Source organism: Corynebacterium neomassiliense (genome assembly GCF_900626215.1).
GTDB classification, from domain to species: Bacteria; Actinomycetota; Actinomycetes; order Mycobacteriales; family Mycobacteriaceae; genus Corynebacterium; species Corynebacterium neomassiliense.
Genome location: NZ_LR131106.1, coordinates 2,498,382 through 2,513,989, shown reverse-complemented (window position 1 = coordinate 2,513,989; position 15,608 = coordinate 2,498,382). Strand labels below are relative to the sequence as shown.

Sequence of the window (15,608 nt, the reverse complement as noted above, 5' to 3'; positions counted from 1 at the left end):
ACACTGGATGTCCGCCATCGTACGAAGACTTTCCGTCGAGAGCCGGAGGACCTTGTGACAGATCCGAGACCGAACCCGCCGTACCACGGGGTGCACGACCTTGCCCGACCCCGGGAACAGGACAGCACACAGGACAGGACACAGGACAGGACTCCGGGCGGGAAGCTGGACGGGAAGCTGGACAGCCGGCCGGACGGGCACCGGGATTCGCGGGATCAGGAGCCCGACGACGGTGACGGAGGCCTGTCGACGATCATCGTGGGGGTTGTCATCGGAGTTGTCGTGGTGGCGGTCGTCATCGCGGTGATGTTCCTCATGGCACTGTCCGGCAGCGACGACGGCTCCAGCGCGGACGGCGCCGGCGCCACCGAGATCATCCTGCCGGAGCGGTCAACGCTTCCCTGAACCTGGCGAAGACCGTCTCCGGGTCGAGACCCGTGAGGATCCTGGCGTTGGCGGGACGTCCCCAGTACGGCCCCGTTGCCGGCTCTGTATTCCTCGCACCCTGAAGACCGCCCTGTATGCAGGGGTCGGGGCCCGTGCCGGCACAACGCCCGTCACCCTGGGCCGTCGCGCCCGTCCAGTCCGCGACCGTGGTCCCGCGCACCAGATCGTCACCGAGGGCGACCCGTACCGTGGCGTCCCGGAACTCCGCCGGCACCGCCGAACACAGGACGGTCGCTGCCGCGAGATCATGTATCTGGGCGACGTAGCCGACCCCGACCGACCGGTGGAACTCCATGTAGAAGCGCAGCAGTTCATCCAGGAGGACGCCCACCTCCGCCGGAGCCGCCGCAGTCCACTCCTCCAGGCGCTGCGGGGTGAGCAGGACAGTTTCGGTGACGTTGAGCGGACAGATCTGCGGCAACGGTGCGGACGCGGGCCAGTTGTCCAGGCAGTACGCCAGCGCATGCGGGTCAGACCAGGCGTTCCACTCCGCGGTCGGAGTGGTGTTGCCCGGGTACAGGAATGCCCCGCACATCAGCGTGACCCGGGTGCCCCGCAGTACCTCCGGTCGGTGTTCGACCGCCCACGCGAGATTCGTCGCGGGACCGGCGACGAGGATCCGGTCCGGGGACGCCGCCTCCCACGCGGCCACTGCGTCCCCGGGGTCCCCGGGGTCCCCGGTGCCCTCCGCCTCCCCGGTACCTGTGGCAGGGGAGGCGGGAACGCGGTATCCGAGTCCGCCGGGGCCGTGGGTCTCCGGTGTCGTCGTCAACGGGAGAACCCGGGGACGCCCCGCCCCGACAGTCACCGGAACCTCCGGGACACCCGCGACCTGCAGCACCTCCCGCGAGTTACGGGCGGCGGTGGCGGCGGTGGTGTTGCCGGCGACCGTGGTGACGTGGAGGTCGATCTCCTTCCGCCGATGCAGGGACGCCAGCCAGAGGAGTGCGAGAGCGTCGTCGATCCCCGTGTCCACGTCGGCGACGAGGGTGTACGGGAGCTCCGGCGCCGCGGCTCCGGCAGTCCGTGGGTCAGTCCGTGGGTCAGTCCGTGGGTCAGTCACAGAATCAGTCATTGTCGACCAGCTCCCATCCGCGGTCGAGGAAGTCGCTCTCGGGTTCATCTATCCAGGCGTGGATCAGCGTTTCGGCGTCCTCCCGGGTGTCCACGATCCTACGGAAGTAATGTTCCTCGCCGAAACCGTGTCCCCACATCACGCTCCACTTGGTGCCCAGGTGGCGGCTGACGGTGATGTAGTCGCCCTGGACGATCCGGTCGGAGACCTGGAACCAGTTGAGGTCCTCGTCGTAGTTCATCGGCACCGCGACGTGCACCTCCTGCTCGCCGACCTCGAGAATGTTCCCGGTCGAGTCCGAGAGCTGCCACCGCGACGACCCGTCCGGGACGGTGCCCTCGGAGATGTCCTCCCAGTCCCGGCCGAGAAGTGCCCCGGTGTCCCCGGTCAGGTACTCCACGAGCAGCCCGATGACGTCGTCGACGGTGGTACCCGGGGTGGTCAGGGAGAAACGCCTGTTCTCGGAGAGCCGGTGGATGATCCAGCTGTTCTCCCCGATACCGACCTGCACCTCCGACACCCCTGGGACCGGCGGGCCGACAGCCCGGCCGGACGGTTCCACGGAGAGGACGAACCCTTCGACGCCGGCGAAGACGGCAGCCTCCAGGGTCGACCGCAGGGACTCCGGTGTCGCCGAGAGGACGACACCGCCACCGCGCACGCTGACCCGGCAGTCTGTGACAGGACCGGAGGCGTTGACCCACACCGTGCCGTTCTCCTCCAGCATGCACAGGCCCAGGGAGGACGCCTTGACCAGGAGATCGACGAAAGTGTCGTCGTGGACGTGGGCCACCAGGGGGACGGTCACCGACAGCATCCGTCCACGGGGGCGGACGGGAAAGGGGTCCAGGTCCATGTACATGTCCGCCGGAGGATTGTCGGGGTCGTCGGCCGCACGGACGGCGCGACGGTTCATCCAGTCGGCGAAATTGTCCAGCACCTCGGGAACTGCGTCCCGGTCGGCGGCAGGATCCCGGGCATAGGAGTTGAAGTCCTCTGCCGCGAGTTCGAAGTCGCGGGAGGTGCGGAACTGGCCGGGGTCGTCGTCGAAGTCCGCGGCGAGGAAGAAGTGGACGGTCACCGGGCTTTCGTCGGCGTCGGTGGAATCACCGTCGTCGTCGGGGACGATGCCCGGGCGGTTCCAGTCCCGGCCCAGGAACTCCGCGGCGTCCCCGTCGATGAAGTTCCCCACCACCCGTACCACCTCCTCGACTCCGTCGACTGTGACCTCGAGCTCGGGGTCGGGCCCCCCGGTGGCGTGGCTGACCACCCAGAGACGGTCGCGCAGGTGGACGGCGTGGACGAGGTGGACGCCGGGCACCGGCGACAGGCTCCCGTCGACCGGCTCCACCGTGACCGACGGGGACCCGCCCTCTTCCTCGCACCTGGAGATGTCCCTTTTCAGCAGGTCACCGACTGTCCGACGGTCCACGTGCGTGGTGATGCGGTCGTGTGAGTCCCACATGAGGCAGTCGGTCGCCGGGCCGGTCGCATTGACGAGGATCTCCCCCACCGCACCGGCGACCAGGTCGAAGGTGGTCAGGCAGAACCGGTGGTCGACAGCCATGGCGACAAGTTCTGCCCTGCTCTCGGGCGGGAACTCCTCTCCCGCGAGAATTCCGGTGTCCGCGGGGACTGCGTGGTCGAACAGTCCCAGGACGCCGGGCAGGTCGAGAATGTCCTCCGCCAGTTCCCGGAGGTGCCGGGCCTCGTCCCCGTCAGGAACCCCGGGTGCCCCGCGCAGGTACTCCGGCGGACACCACGCCGCACCGTCGCCCACTGCGGATGGCGCTACGAGGAGAAAGGCGTTGTCCAAGGGGTCCATGTGGACACGCTAACAAACGACACGGAACGGGACCTGCCGGCTGAGTCCACCCGTTCCCCCCAGTCTGTGTCCCCTGCCTGTGGCCCCAGCCTGTGGCCCCTGCCCGTGGCCGGCGTCCGTCACATCATCAGTTCCGCTGAGGCGTCACTCCACCGGTGCGCCAGGAAAGACGCGGAGTCACCGGACGCGTACTCGGCGAGGACCGTGGTGATACTGTCCAGCGCATTGCCCGCGTCAATCTCCCCGTCGTCGAGCCGGTAGTGCCTGTTGGCGGTACGGTACTCGACCACCCAGCCCGCACCCGTCAGTGCGGCCTGCACGTACCGGACCCCGGGTACAGGAGCTGTCGAATCATCCCCGTTGACCTCCAGGACCACGAAAGGGATGCCCTGGTCTGCCCGACGACGACGGTCGACGTCCTCCCCCAGGACGGCGAGGATGCTCGCCCGGTCGACATGGGTGGTGACCGTGTCCAGTGAGTCACGCATCCGCAGGCCGGAATCTCCTCCGGTGGGGTTGACCCACACCTGTTCCATGTCATCGACCATGCAGACACCGAGTTCGGCCGCCTTGAACTGGAAGTGGCGTCCGGTCACCTCCGCGGTGGAGAACGGGACCGCTATGTGCAGGACGCCGCATTCCGGGGTGACCGGGTACTCCGAGACGGACAGGAACCGGAACGCGGGGGGCAGGTTCGGGTCGTGAGCCCCCAGGTCGGCGTGGTGGTTGACCCACCCTGCGAGGTCGATGATCTGTGCCGGGGCGTTCGCTGCAGCTTCATCCCAGGTGGGCGGTTCCTTCTGCCCGAGGTCCACGGTGGTTACCGTGTCGGCGGCCTCCAGGGTGTTCATGTGCTCGTTCGCCAGGGAGAGCAGGGCATTGTCCGGCAGGTACCCGTCCGGAGTACCTGTATCCGGAGAGGGGACGAAGAATAGGAAGCCGAAGCTCACGGGGAATGCTCCTGGGGTGTCGGAGGGGTGGATGACCGGTTCGGGGGGTATCCGCTCATACTAAGGTGTGACTGCTCTCACCGTCCCCGGGTTCGCAGGCAGGAACCAATGCCGGGGGTAGGCGCGGGGGTCCGGTACACTGCCGCACCATGAAAGCAGCCGTCGCCCGGACGCCGGGCCCCCTCGCCGGCTCCGTGTCCGTCCTCACCGTCGACGGACCCGGGCCACCCCGCCCTGGTGAGGTGCGCATCCGCATGACGGCGACGACGGTCAACCCCTCGGATGCGGTGACGGTGTCCGGGGCGTACCCGTCGCGGACGGTATTCCCCTTCGTCCCCGGTTTCGAAGGTGTCGGTGTCGTCGAGGACGACCGCGGGGCCGCCCACAGCGGCAGCTCCCTGGAAGGACGCCGCGTCCTTCCTCTGGGCGGCCCCGGGTGCTGGCAGCAGCTCAGGAACGTCGGACGCGACTGGTGCGTCCCGGTGCCCGACGACCTCGACGACGCCACCGCCTGTTTCTCCTACATCAACCCCCTCACCGCCTCACTCATGGTCGACCGGTTCTGCACCCGGCCCGCCGCCGGCCGGGCACCGGGGACGCCACCGACCGTCGTCGTCACCGCCGCAGGTTCCGCCATTGCCGGGCACCTGGCCGAACTGCTCACCGAACTGCCGCTCACCCACCCCGGCCTGGCCCCGGTCCGCCCCGTGGGCCTGGTCCGCCGGGCTGCCGGTCATTCCCCGCCGGTCGCCGATCCGTCCCGGTGGAGCAGGATCGTGGGCACCGCCGTACCCGGGTGGAGGACCCGTCTGCGCTCGGCCGTCGGACCGGACGGTGCGGACATCGTCCTGGACTGCGTCGGCGGATCTCTGGGATCCGACCTCACGGACATTCTGGCACCCGGTGGCGTCCTCGTCCTCTACGGACTGCTGTCGGGAAGACCACTCCCCCCGGCCTGTTTCGACGGACGGCGGGGTACCAGGGTCGAGATGTTCCGCCTGCGTGACACTGTCCACTCCCTGCCCCGGTCACAGCTGGCCCCGCTCTTCGGACCGGTGTTCGCTCTGCAGCGCCGTGGCCTGCTGCGTACCGCGGTCGCGGCCCGGGTGGGCCTGTCGCGCCTGACGGAGGCGCTGGACGCCGGAACCACCGGACCGGGGAAGCTGCTCATCGACCCGTGGTCGTGACGCCGTCCTCTGCGGCAGGGTTGTCCCGGTCGGGGCCGTCCCGGTCGGGCGGGGACTGTTGCACCCCCGCCCCGGAGGCCGGGACGACAAGCACAGCGGCAGCTATCGGCGCGCTCAGCTCGGCGACCCTCTCGCCGTGCCTGACCCTCATCAGGCCCGTCGCCGACATCTCCACCTCCACAACCAGGGTGGTGCCGAGGCCGATGCCGCGTCCGGACAGGAAGCGGAGAATGTCAGTGTTCATGTCCGAGACCCGGACAACCTGCACGCTGTCCCCTGACACGCAGGAGGACAGCACCACCGCGGAAGGTTCACCCGCCTGTCCCGGCCGGGGAATCGGATCACCGTGCGGGTCCACCGCAGGGTGTCCCAGAATCTCGTCCAACCGACCGATGAGCCGCTCCGAGACGACATGTTCCAGCCGGTCGGCCTCGTCGAGGACCTCGTCCCACTCCACACCGAGCTGCCGGACCAGGAACGTCTCTATGATGCGGCGTCGCCTCACCACGTGCAGCGCAATCTTCTCCCCCTCCCCGGTCAGGGCGATCGCACCGTAGGGCTCGTAGTCGATCAACTGCCTGCCGGCCAGTTTCTTCAGGTTCGCCGAGACCGTGGAAGGTGTCACCCCGAGCGCTGCGGCGAGACTGCCGGTCGTCGGCCTGCGCTGTCCGTCGGGCCAGTCGCGGGACTGCCAGATCAACCTCAGGTAGTCCTCTGTGACCCGTGTGACATCCGCTGTCACGGTAATCGTCCCACCTTCCGGTCGTCCACGTCTTCACCTGTCCACATCTTCACCTGTCCACGTCCGCACACCTGTCCGCCCGACCAGTCCACCTGCCCGTGCGCCGGCCCAGACGCCGAGAACCACTTTCCCGCCCCGTGCCCCTGTGTGTCCACACTAATTTCAGTGTTTGCGACCGGGAACTTTGGAAACAGAGATAACGGAAACCGTCGTCGCAGACTGTGAAGTTAAATCTTTCAACGGAAAACAGACCGGTATTCCCGGTACCGGACGGCATTGTCCCTGACCATCAACAACTGACTTGTGGCCGTGACATGCCAAGTTATGCGTAGACACACCACGGGCACGTGGTCGACGCTGGTCAACGGAACGAAAAGCGGAAGTGACACCGGAGGACAACTCCGGAAGAGATGCAGAGTCAGGGTGAATTCGATGTCATTGTGGTCGGTATTCGTCATCGGTGTGGGAGTTTCCGCCGACGCCGTCGCCGCATCCCTCACGACAGGTGTGAGAATGCGGACCCTGAACTATTTCCACGCGCTGGTCACCGCACTGGTGTTCGCGGTCTTCCAGACGGTGATGCCGTTGCTGGGCTGGTTCGCCGCCTCCCGGTTCTCACAGTTTCTCGCCCCGGTCGACCACTGGATCGCCTTCGGGCTGCTCAGCGCCGTGGGTGCGAAGATGACCTGGGACGCACTGCACCCGGGTGACGACAGCCCCCGTGACGGTCGCCTCGACCTCGGACGCCTTCTGCTGCTCGGCCTCGCGACCAGCATCGACGCGGCCGCCGTGGGCGTGTCCTTCGCTGTCCTCGACGTCTCCGTCATCAACTCGGTCCTCATCATCGCCGCGACCACACTGACACTGTCCCTCCTGGCGGTACTGGTCGGTCACAAGGTCGGGGTCCGGTTCCGCACACCCGCCGAGATCATCGGCGGCCTGGTACTCGTGGCCATCGGCGTCCGCATCATCCTGGAGCACTTCCTCGGCGGGTGAGACGTTCCACCAGGTCTGCCGCGTCGAGGCACCGGTCCGTCGGGACCAGCAGCACGGTATCCTCCCCTGAACCCTCCACGGTGAAGGGCACTTCCCGGCGCGCCAGTGCCGCCGACCGTGAGAGTTCACCTGAGAGGCCACCTGAGAGTTCATCTGAGAGCTGGCCCTGGCCGATCTCCGGGACGACGAAGCACCCCCGCCGTACCCGTCCGACCGGGACAACTGGTGCGGCGAGATCCCAGCCGAAACCACCGGACGCCAGGACCCGGGCGACGGCCCTGGCCCCGCGCGGAATTCCCAGTGCCCGGGCCACCTCCCCGTAGCCGGTGACCTCACCGTCCCCGATGACTGCCAGCACCTGCCGAACCCGGTCGGTGAGGCCGGAAGGTGCTCCGGCAACATGGCCCCGACGACGGACAGTGTCACAGAGGGTGACGGGATCCGGGCGGTCGGGCCCCTCTGGGTCAGGCCCCTGTGGATCAGGCCAGGACATCGTGGCGGACGATGGTCTCGTCACGCCCCGGACCGACACCGATGTAGGAGATCCTGGTTCCGGACAGTTCCTCCAGACGGTTGATGTAGTCCTGTGCCTTCGGCGGGAGATCCTCGAAGGTACGGCACCCGGTGATGTCCTCGTCCCAGGCCGGCATGGTCTCGTAGACGGGCACCGCATGGTGGAAGTCCGACTGGCTCATCGGCATCTCGTCGTGGCGGACACCGTCGACGTCGTAGGCGACACAGATCGGAATTTCCCCGATACCGGTGAGAACGTCCAGCTTGGTCAGGAAAAGGTCGGTGAAACCGTTGACGCGGGAGGCGTATCTCGCCACGACCGAGTCATACCAGCCGCACCTGCGCTTACGGCCGGTGTTCACTCCGACCTCTCCACCGGTGGTCTGCAGGTACTCACCCCACTTGTCGAAGAGCTCCGTGGGGAAAGGCCCTGCCCCGACCCTGGTGGTGTACGCCTTGATGATCCCCATGGAGGTGGTGATCTTCGTGGGCCCGACGCCCGACCCGACACATGCTCCACCGGCCGTCGGATTCGACGAGGTGACGAAGGGGTAGGTGCCGTGGTCGACGTCGAGCATCGTCGCCTGACCACCCTCCATGAGCACGGACTTCCCTTCGTCGAGGGCCTTGTTGAGCACCAGCTCGGCGTCGATGAGCATCGGGGCGAGCCGGTCGGCGAAGCCCATGAAGTAGTCGACGATCTCGTCCGGGTCGATGGCCTTACGGTTGTAGAGCTTCACCAGCATCTGGTTCTTCTGGTTCAGGGCACCGGCAACCTTCTGGCGCAGAATCGACTCGTCCAGAAGGTCCTGGGCCCGGATACCGATGCGGGAGACCTTGTCCGCGTAGGTCGGACCGATACCGCGGCCGGTGGTGCCGATCGCTCTCTTGCCCAGGAAACGCTCGGTGACCTTGTCGAGAACCTGGTGGTAGGGGGCGACCAGCTGGGCGTTGGCGCTGACCTTCAGCCGGGAGGCGTTGGCCCCGCGCGCCTCCAGTCCGTCGATCTCCTGGAAGAGTGCCTCCAGGTTGACCACGCAGCCGTTGCCGATGACCGGGGTGGCGTTCTCACTGAGGACGCCGGCGGGCAGCAGCTTCAGCTCGTACTTCTCCCCTCCGACGACGACGGTGTGCCCCGCGTTGTTACCGCCGTTCGGCTTCACGACGTAGTCGACTTTTCCTCCGAGGATGTCGGTGGCCTTCCCCTTGCCCTCGTCCCCCCACTGGGCTCCCACCACGATGATTGCTGTCATTGTTGTTCCGTCGCTCCTCGGCGTGCGTTATATTGACCGACTGGACAGTTTAGCCCCCCGGTAGGGTACTTGCCATGACATCCGTGATTCTCGCCTGTGGTGGACTGCCGCCCGAACTGGCGGGCACCGTTCCCCACGAGGTCGTGACCACTGTCATGTCCGCGGTACCGGGCCGCAGGGAACTGCGTGTCCTCGATGAACTGGCGTCCTCCCATCTGCCCGTCGACCCCACCCCTTCCCTCGACGAAATTGCGGCGCAGCCCGACGTTCCCCACCAGGCCGACCCCGTCACCGCACCACAGCAGCCGGATGAACCGGTGAGGGTCATCGTCGTCGGCTCCGACGCCGCTCTCGCCGCGGTGGTCACCCGCCTGATGAGGATCGACGCCCTGTGGATCTCGGTCGGCTACGTCCCGGTCGACCCTGAGTCACTGACCGCCCACAACTGGGGGCTGGACGCCGGACAGCTGCCCTTGCCCGCGGCATTCGATGTCGCACTGACAGGCCAGGCCCGGCCCACCGCTCTTGTCCGTGACGATTCGGGGACGGTGACCCTCGGCTGCGCGGAGATCTTCCACAGCGGGCAGACCCTCGTCGGCGAGGTCATCGTGGATTCCGAGACCCTGTTCCTCAACGACGCCGAAGTCCCGTGGAACGGGAGGACCGGACCGTTCGGCGTCCGCTTCGTCCCGACGACCGGGGCACCCGGCATCGCGGCGACACGGTTGACCACACCCTCCAGGTGGGACCGGGTGGCCGCGGACATGACCCCGGGCAGGAGACTGTCCAGGATTTTCAGCAGACCGGCGGCTCCCGGCCAGGTTGACGCGGACGTCGTGCTCACCGGTCGTGCACTGCAGGCCGGCGGTGTGGGACTCACCGTGGTCCGGGACGGTGTGGTCCACCCGCGGACAGTGTCCTCGGTGACCTTCTACCGGCACCTGCGCGACGGGCAGTTCGTCCGTCGCTGAAACCCGGACGGACGGCGGGGTCTCAGTGGCGCACCATCGTGATGTGGGGGATACCGGCCTCCTCGAACTCCCCACCCACCGTCACGAACCTGAACTTCACGTAGGCCTCTGCGGGGGTGAGTTCGTTCCAGACCTTCACGGTGACGGTGTCCATCTGTCTATGATGGCCGAAGAAACAAAAACTGAACACCGAGAACAACCGACACCAACCGACACGGGGTGTCCCGGACCAGCTCCGGGGCTGAGATCACACCCGCCGAACCTGACCTCATTCACATGAGCGGAGGAATGTCTGTCATGCCCCTGCCGCCGACACCGGCGGTGGCCGTCGACCACGTCGACGTCGCCTACCCGAAGTCATCACCCGTCCTGCGTGACATACGCCTGGACGTCCCCGCCGGGGAACACCTGGCCGTCATCGGCCGTTCCGGCTGCGGAAAGTCAACCCTGCTCCACCTCATCGGAGGCCTCCTGACACCTTCCCGCGGTCAGGTACGGGTCCTCGGGGACGCCGCGGACCACGCCCGCCTCCGTCACTGCGCACTGATGCCCCAGGGGGACAGTCTGCTGCCCTGGTTCAGTGTCCGGGACAATGTCGCCGTCCCTCTGCGCAACAGGGGGGTGGGACGCCGCGCGGCCCGCGAGCGTGCCGAGGCGACTCTCGGACGCTGCGGACTGGCGGACTGCGCCACCGCACGTCCCACCCGGCTCAGCGGAGGTATGCGGCAACGGGTCGCACTGGCCCGTGCACTGCTGGCCGAGAAACCGGTACTCCTGGCCGATGAACCTCTCGGTGCCCTTGACGCGATCACACGTGCCGGGATCCAGGACTGGCTCGCCGCACTGCTCGACGACGGCGCGCCCGTCGCCGGAGCCGCCACCGGAAGTGGCGTCGGCCCCTCCACCGCAGCCACCACGATGGTCATGGTCACCCACGACGTGGACGAGGCACTGCTGCTGTCGCACCGTGTCGTACTTGTCGCCGGTGGCACCCTGGCCCGGGACTGGCCGGGCTGGTTCGCCCGGCGCCACGGCCGGCCGAGGGAGGAGGTGCTCGCCGATCCCGAGTTCGCCTCGGTCCGGGCGGAGATCCTCCGGGAACTGGGCAGGGACTCACGGGGTGATGCCGCATGAGCGTCATCCGTAAGGTACTCCCCCCGCTGGTCACCGTGGTCCTGGTGCTGCTGGTCTGGTTGTGGGCCACCACCGGAGGACGTACCGAAGACTATGTGCTGCCCTCCCCTGCCTCGGTCGTCTCGGCGCTCCGGGACAACTGGGGAGGACGCCTTGCACCGGCGACCTGGCTGACCCTCACCGAGACACTGGCGGGCACCGCCCTCGGCGTGGCGGTGGCGCTCGGCGTCGCGGTTGCCGCAGGTTACATACCGCTGCTCGGCAACGCCTTCGCACCGCTACTCGTGGCGTCCCAGTCCATCCCCGTGGTGGTGGTCGGCCCGATCCTCACCATCGCGCTGGGGTACGGGACGGCACCGAAGGTACTGGTCGTGGCCCTGCTGTGTTTCTTCCCGGTGGCGATGAACCTGCTCAGCGGGATACGCGGGGTGGACCCGACCCTGGTGGACACGATGCGCAGTCTCCATGCGACCCGACATTCCCTGTTCTGGCGCCTGCGCTTCCCCGCCGCACTTCCCGCCGGCTTCGCAGGACTGCGTATCGCAGTGACCTACGCCCCTGTCGCCGCGGTTTTCGCCGAGTACACCGGTTCCACCGACGGACTCGGCTACCTGCTGCTGCAGGCGATTCCACGGCTGCAGACAGATTTCGTCTTCGCCCTCGTCATCGTCCTCACCGCAATGTCTGCGGCTCTCCTGCTGGCGGTCACCACCCTTGAACGACTCTGCTGCCCGTGGTCCGGCACCGCGCGCCGGTGAAACTGCACCGGATGCACCACAGGCATGCACCACTGAAAGGAAAACTTCCGTGACAACCCGATTCACCACCTCCGCCTCCGCCGTCCTTGTGGCGGCCTGCACCGCACTGTCCGCCTGTTCCACGGACGGTGACAGCGCCTCCTCCGGCGACGGTGCCGGCACCGACCAGGTCAGTGTCCTGCTCGACTGGAACCCCAACCCCGATCATCTGGCGATGTACACGGCCGACCACACCGGCGCCTACGCCGACCACGGCGTGGACCCGGAGTTCATTGTGCCGGGGAACACCGCCGACGCCGCCAAGGAGGTCTCCCTCGGACACGCAGATCTGGCCGTGAGCTATGAGACGGACACCATTCTCGCTGCGGCACAGGGCCTCGACGTGGTGAGCGTCGGTGCCCTGATCCCGACTCCGTTGAACTCGCTGATCACGAAGAAGTCCTCCGGTATCACCACGGCGAAGGACCTGGCGGGCAGGAAGGTCGCCGGTTCCGGTGTGCCGTCGCAGGAACCGTCGATGCGGTTCATCGCGGAGAAGGCCGGCATCGACCCGGACAGTATCGAGATGCCGAATGTGCAGCAGAACCTCAATCAGGCGTTGCTGAGTGACCAGGTGGACGCCATCTTCGGCGCCTACCCGAACATCGAGGGTGTCGAGCTGGCCGAACAGACCGAGATCACCGTACTCAGCGCCGGTGATCTGGGGCTGCCGGATTCCGCCGAACTGGTCCTGATCGCCAACCCCACCCGTCTCACGCAGGACGCCGACTACGCTCAACGCGTCCGTGGCTTCCTCGCCGGCACCGCCGACGGGCAGACCACCGCGCTCGGTGACAGTGCGACGGCGGTGGACGCCCTGACCCCGCAGACCGAGGGCGCCTACGATCCTGCCCTGCTGAAGAAGATGGTGGACGCCACCGTCGACATCCTCCGCAGGGGGGGATCCGGCAGCGGTGCGGCTGCGGGCGCGGCGTCGGCGGATTTCGGGGTCCAGGATCCTGCCGCGTGGTCGGCCTACGCCGACTGGATGCGGAAGAACGGCCTGCTCGATGCTGCAGCGGGGCAGGACGCCGGGATCGACGGTGCGTCCGTGACCACCAACGACTACCTGCCGAGGTGAGTCACGGGAACCGGGCCGGTTCCCACCCACCGGACTTCCGGACTCCGGGCATATCTGACCGGGTGTCCGAAGGTGCGCACCCCCGGGGCCGTCTCACCTCCCGCCGGTGATCTCCCCCGCCAACTCGATCATGCAGTCCGCGACCAGTTCGCAGGTCCGGGACGCCGTCATCGCCAGTTGACCGTCGCTCATTCCCATCCCGACGAACTGGTGCAGCGCATAGACCAGGAATGTCGGACCGTTCTGTTCGCGGTGCACCACCGCGACAGCCCCCGCACGGTTCGTCGACCATTTCCAGGTGACTTCCAGCAGGCTGTCCGGTATCTGCTCCGGATCTGCGACCATGACTTCAGCCCCCTAAGAAATGGTCAGCACCGCGTCGTGCACGGCGATGTCCACTGCCGGCTCGCCCCACCTGATCCGCAGTACCCCGTCATCACTGACCTGCGACCGCTGACCCGACCTGGCGGCGAAAAGATCGGCGATACGGTCGGCAGTCACCGGCGCAGTCTCGGCCTTCAGCAGTCCGAAAGGGTTCCCGGGAGTGACGAACTGCGCGGCAAGTCGTTCCGTCTCCTCAAGTCCCCGGTCGTCACCTGTCAATGCCACCCCGTTTTCCGGAGGCACCGTCTCCGGGGTCAGGCGGTCAACGGACGGCCACTGCTCTTCCAGCCACTCCGACAGATTCAACGCGGCAGAGACCACCACCCGGAGAAAATCATCGACCTGTGCCACGGTGTGCCCCCGCCACCACGTCATCACGATCTCCCCCCGGATCCGGAGGTGTCCCTGCCCGTCGCGCCAGGAGTACACCCGCGGCCCGACAAACCGGTCATTCCACCCGTTGACGAGCCGCTGAACATCCAACGGGTCCATTCCGTCGAGCACTCCGTACCAGTCCATCACGGCGTCATGCACCAACGGTTCCTGTGAGGAAGCACCGACCTCCACACGCAGGTCAATGTCCACCAGATCAAGCTCACCCAGACCCAGAGCGCCGGAATGCAGCCATACCGTCGTCCCGGTGCACAACGCAGTCAGACCCGCCCCCGCCGCCACCAGCTGCAGCGCATTTGCCGCCAACGGGGCCTCAACAACAGGACCCGGAACCACCTGTTCCGCGGATTCCGTCGGAGCCGGCTGCGCCACAGGCGCGTCGGGTACCGCCGACGCATCCGGCCGGGACCGGCCCCCGGGCGTCCGTGGACTTCCTTCTGCCGAAGCCGAACATAGATTCTCCTCATTATTTTTTGTGCGCATGCAGTGTATAAGCTTCACCCCTGGTGAACTACAGACAAGACAGTGACGTCACCCCCGCAGTAACGACCACGTCAACGGCACACGACGGATCCCTGTACACCAGACCGGCTTTCTCAGGTACGCGGAAACACTCCGGGTACCTGCTCTCAGTCGGGGGCGCCCCCGTCCTCCCACAGTTCCGGAGGCTGCCACGGGTGCTCCACCGTCGGACGCAGCGCAGCCATCGCGGACTCCCTCGACATGCCGCACACCTGCAGGGCGTCGACAATGATCGAACGGCACTGTGCCAGCACCACCCGCCCCGACAGTCCCGACCCTCTGGCCAGTGCCACGTCCGCCCGTCCGCCGAGAACCTGGAGACGCCGGGTGATCTCCGGCAGCTCCAGAAGTTCCTCGTCGGTGAACCGCGAACCCCCTTCGGCGTGAAGTGTGGCCAGGTGCCCGAGGGCGTCGGACAGGTCACGGATCAGCCGGGTCAGTCCGGGATTCGGGGAGACGCCGTCATTGACCATGATCTCGGCGCGCCGCGCCAGGACCCGGGTGTTCCTCATGATGTTGTCCACGGGAACCAGCACGCGGTCGATGGACTTCGCGTATCTCCGGGCCGACCAGTAGATCGGGGAGATGCTGACCACCTCTTCACCCCCGGACATGGCCTGGAGCATGGCGTTCACACTGGTCTGGGTGCCCCGCGCGGTCGTCAGCGCACGGTTGATGACACCGGGGTCGGTGTCCTCGATTCCGTCCGCCACATCATCGAGGACGAGAGAGGCCTTGGCGATGAGACCGGACATCTCCCGGCGCACCGCACGCAGCGGGTTCTTCGGCACCACAGCGAGAACCAGAAGGCCGATGAGACCTCCGACCAGGGCGTCGACCACCCTGTCGAACGCACCCTGGTCACCCGGCGGGATGAGAGTGGCGACCAGCACCGCCGAACTCGCAGCCTGGGTAGGAACCAGTGGCCCCCGGTCGACGACCACGGCCAGCAGGATCGCGGCGAAAACCACCACCCCGATCTGCCACGGACCGTCACCGATCCAGGAGATCACGAGGTCACCGATGCCGATTCCCACCGACGCTCCCAGCACGATCTCGAAACCCCTGCGGATTCTCTTCCCACCCGACAGCCCGAGACTGATCACACCGGCGATGGGCGCGAAGAAGGCGTTGTCGTGGCCGATGATGTCGGTGGCGACCCAGTAGGCCAGTCCGGCCGACAGTGCCGCCTGGAGGGCGAAGATCACCGTCGACCGGGCACGGGAGAGCCCCTGCCGCGGCGCGAGACGGCTCAGGGACGCCGCGGCGGCGCGGACCCCCGCACCCGCACGCCGGCGGGGACGCTGCCACACCCTCTCCTCAGACATGCTCCCATTG

General features: G+C 67.2%; 17 protein-coding genes. 7 read left to right on the top strand and 10 right to left on the bottom strand.

Translation table 11 applies throughout. The features are described from left to right. Positions 1-54 precede the first annotated feature (54 nt). A complete protein-coding gene (locus E0E18_RS10980; RefSeq protein WP_130840824.1) occupies positions 55-405 on the top strand; it encodes a hypothetical protein in 351 nt (116 codons plus the stop codon). On the opposite strand, the gene E0E18_RS10975 is transcribed toward E0E18_RS10980, so the two are convergent. From E0E18_RS10975 to E0E18_RS10965, 3 genes are all read right to left on the bottom strand, one after another. Next, positions 374-1,522 (bottom strand): nucleoside hydrolase, encoded by a 1,149-nt coding sequence (locus E0E18_RS10975; RefSeq protein WP_130840822.1) that lies wholly within the window; start codon positions 1,520-1,522, stop codon positions 374-376. The genes E0E18_RS10980 and E0E18_RS10975 overlap by 32 nt on opposite strands. Next, positions 1,515-3,347, bottom strand: coding sequence for a hypothetical protein (locus tag E0E18_RS10970; RefSeq protein ID WP_227871060.1), 1,833 nt, complete (start codon positions 3,345-3,347; stop codon positions 1,515-1,517). Before E0E18_RS10970 ends, E0E18_RS10975 begins: the two co-directional genes overlap by 8 nt. A 119-nt stretch (positions 3,348-3,466) precedes the next feature. Next, a complete protein-coding gene (locus tag E0E18_RS10965) occupies positions 3,467-4,297 on the bottom strand; it encodes a hypothetical protein (protein WP_130840820.1) in 831 nt (276 codons plus the stop codon). A 149-nt stretch (positions 4,298-4,446) separates the two neighbouring features. Here E0E18_RS10965 and E0E18_RS10960 point away from each other — a divergent pair, with 149 nt between their 5' ends. Beyond that, the gene (locus E0E18_RS10960) at positions 4,447-5,484 is read left to right on the top strand and encodes a zinc-dependent alcohol dehydrogenase family protein (RefSeq protein ID WP_130840818.1); all 1,038 of its coding nucleotides are present in this window, start codon (positions 4,447-4,449) and stop codon (positions 5,482-5,484) included. Here E0E18_RS10960 and E0E18_RS10955 read toward each other — a convergent pair. Next, complete coding sequence (locus E0E18_RS10955; protein ID WP_202616737.1) at positions 5,465-6,226, bottom strand: metal-dependent transcriptional regulator; 762 nt, start codon at positions 6,224-6,226, stop codon at positions 5,465-5,467. The two genes, E0E18_RS10960 and E0E18_RS10955, sit on opposite strands and share 20 nt — an antisense overlap. A gap of 432 nt (positions 6,227-6,658) precedes the next feature. Here E0E18_RS10955 and E0E18_RS10950 point away from each other — a divergent pair, with 432 nt between their 5' ends. Then, positions 6,659-7,222, top strand: coding sequence for a manganese efflux pump MntP (locus E0E18_RS10950; protein ID WP_066586702.1), 564 nt, complete (start codon positions 6,659-6,661; stop codon positions 7,220-7,222). Here the strand turns inward: E0E18_RS10950 and E0E18_RS10945 are convergent. Further along, complete coding sequence (locus tag E0E18_RS10945; RefSeq protein WP_130840816.1) at positions 7,194-7,715, bottom strand: MGMT family protein; 522 nt, start codon at positions 7,713-7,715, stop codon at positions 7,194-7,196. The two genes, E0E18_RS10950 and E0E18_RS10945, sit on opposite strands and share 29 nt — an antisense overlap. Further along, a complete protein-coding gene (locus E0E18_RS10940) occupies positions 7,702-8,988 on the bottom strand; it encodes an adenylosuccinate synthase (protein ID WP_130840814.1) in 1,287 nt (428 codons plus the stop codon). Before E0E18_RS10940 ends, E0E18_RS10945 begins: the two co-directional genes overlap by 14 nt. A gap of 74 nt (positions 8,989-9,062) precedes the next feature. Here E0E18_RS10940 and E0E18_RS10935 point away from each other — a divergent pair, with 74 nt between their 5' ends. Continuing rightward, entirely contained in the window at positions 9,063-9,959 is an 897-nt protein-coding gene (locus tag E0E18_RS10935; protein ID WP_130840811.1) for a hypothetical protein, read from the top strand. Between the two features lie 22 nt (positions 9,960-9,981). On the opposite strand, the gene E0E18_RS14340 is transcribed toward E0E18_RS10935, so the two are convergent. Next, the gene (locus E0E18_RS14340) at positions 9,982-10,113 is read right to left on the bottom strand and encodes a hypothetical protein (RefSeq protein WP_261796913.1); all 132 of its coding nucleotides are present in this window, start codon (positions 10,111-10,113) and stop codon (positions 9,982-9,984) included. Between the two features lie 143 nt (positions 10,114-10,256). Between E0E18_RS14340 and E0E18_RS10930 the strand changes: the two genes are divergently transcribed. Genes E0E18_RS10930 through E0E18_RS10920 form a run of 3 tightly spaced genes read left to right on the top strand, consistent with a single transcriptional unit; the run spans position 10,257 to position 12,971 of the window. Next, positions 10,257-11,093 carry an ABC transporter ATP-binding protein gene (locus E0E18_RS10930; protein WP_130840809.1) on the top strand — a complete coding sequence of 279 codons (837 nt, stop codon included), beginning with the start codon at positions 10,257-10,259 and terminating at the stop codon, positions 11,091-11,093. After that, a complete protein-coding gene (locus E0E18_RS10925; protein ID WP_110482131.1) occupies positions 11,090-11,851 on the top strand; it encodes an ABC transporter permease in 762 nt (253 codons plus the stop codon). The genes E0E18_RS10930 and E0E18_RS10925 overlap by 4 nt, the downstream gene beginning before the upstream one ends. 49 nt (positions 11,852-11,900) lie before the next feature. Beyond that, on the top strand, positions 11,901-12,971 hold the full coding sequence (locus E0E18_RS10920) for an ABC transporter substrate-binding protein (protein ID WP_130840807.1): 1,071 nt from the start codon (positions 11,901-11,903) through the stop codon (positions 12,969-12,971). Positions 12,972-13,064: 93 nt separating this feature from the next. Here the strand turns inward: E0E18_RS10920 and E0E18_RS10915 are convergent, their stop codons facing one another. The 3 genes from E0E18_RS10915 to E0E18_RS10905 all read right to left on the bottom strand — a co-directional run bounded on the left by E0E18_RS10915 (position 13,065) and on the right by E0E18_RS10905 (position 15,598). Next, positions 13,065-13,316, bottom strand: a complete 252-nt coding sequence (locus E0E18_RS10915; protein WP_130840804.1) for a hypothetical protein — start codon at positions 13,314-13,316, stop codon at positions 13,065-13,067. A gap of 12 nt (positions 13,317-13,328) precedes the next feature. Continuing rightward, the gene (locus E0E18_RS10910) at positions 13,329-14,120 is read right to left on the bottom strand and encodes a YbjN domain-containing protein (protein WP_130840802.1); all 792 of its coding nucleotides are present in this window, start codon (positions 14,118-14,120) and stop codon (positions 13,329-13,331) included. A 257-nt stretch (positions 14,121-14,377) separates the two neighbouring features. Further along, positions 14,378-15,598, bottom strand: a complete 1,221-nt coding sequence (locus E0E18_RS10905; protein ID WP_110482137.1) for an FUSC family protein — start codon at positions 15,596-15,598, stop codon at positions 14,378-14,380. Positions 15,599-15,608: the final 10 nt, after the last annotated feature.

Coding starts and splice junctions, on each gene's coding strand:
- E0E18_RS10975 (WP_130840822.1), bottom strand. CDS start 1,522: ATGACTGATTCTGTGACTGACCCACGGACTGACCCACGGACTGACCCA.
- E0E18_RS10970 (WP_227871060.1), bottom strand. CDS start 3,347: ATGGACCCCTTGGACAACGCCTTTCTCCTCGTAGCGCCATCCGCAGTG.
- E0E18_RS10960 (WP_130840818.1), top strand. CDS start 4,447: ATGAAAGCAGCCGTCGCCCGGACGCCGGGCCCCCTCGCCGGCTCCGTG.
- E0E18_RS10950 (WP_066586702.1), top strand. CDS start 6,659: ATGTCATTGTGGTCGGTATTCGTCATCGGTGTGGGAGTTTCCGCCGAC.
- E0E18_RS10945 (WP_130840816.1), bottom strand. CDS start 7,715: ATGTCCTGGCCTGATCCACAGGGGCCTGACCCAGAGGGGCCCGACCGC.
- E0E18_RS10940 (WP_130840814.1), bottom strand. CDS start 8,988: ATGACAGCAATCATCGTGGTGGGAGCCCAGTGGGGGGACGAGGGCAAG.
- E0E18_RS10935 (WP_130840811.1), top strand. CDS start 9,063: ATGACATCCGTGATTCTCGCCTGTGGTGGACTGCCGCCCGAACTGGCG.
- E0E18_RS14340 (WP_261796913.1), bottom strand. CDS start 10,113: ATGGACACCGTCACCGTGAAGGTCTGGAACGAACTCACCCCCGCAGAG.
- E0E18_RS10930 (WP_130840809.1), top strand. CDS start 10,257: ATGCCCCTGCCGCCGACACCGGCGGTGGCCGTCGACCACGTCGACGTC.
- E0E18_RS10925 (WP_110482131.1), top strand. CDS start 11,090: ATGAGCGTCATCCGTAAGGTACTCCCCCCGCTGGTCACCGTGGTCCTG.
- E0E18_RS10915 (WP_130840804.1), bottom strand. CDS start 13,316: ATGGTCGCAGATCCGGAGCAGATACCGGACAGCCTGCTGGAAGTCACC.
- E0E18_RS10905 (WP_110482137.1), bottom strand. CDS start 15,598: ATGTCTGAGGAGAGGGTGTGGCAGCGTCCCCGCCGGCGTGCGGGTGCG.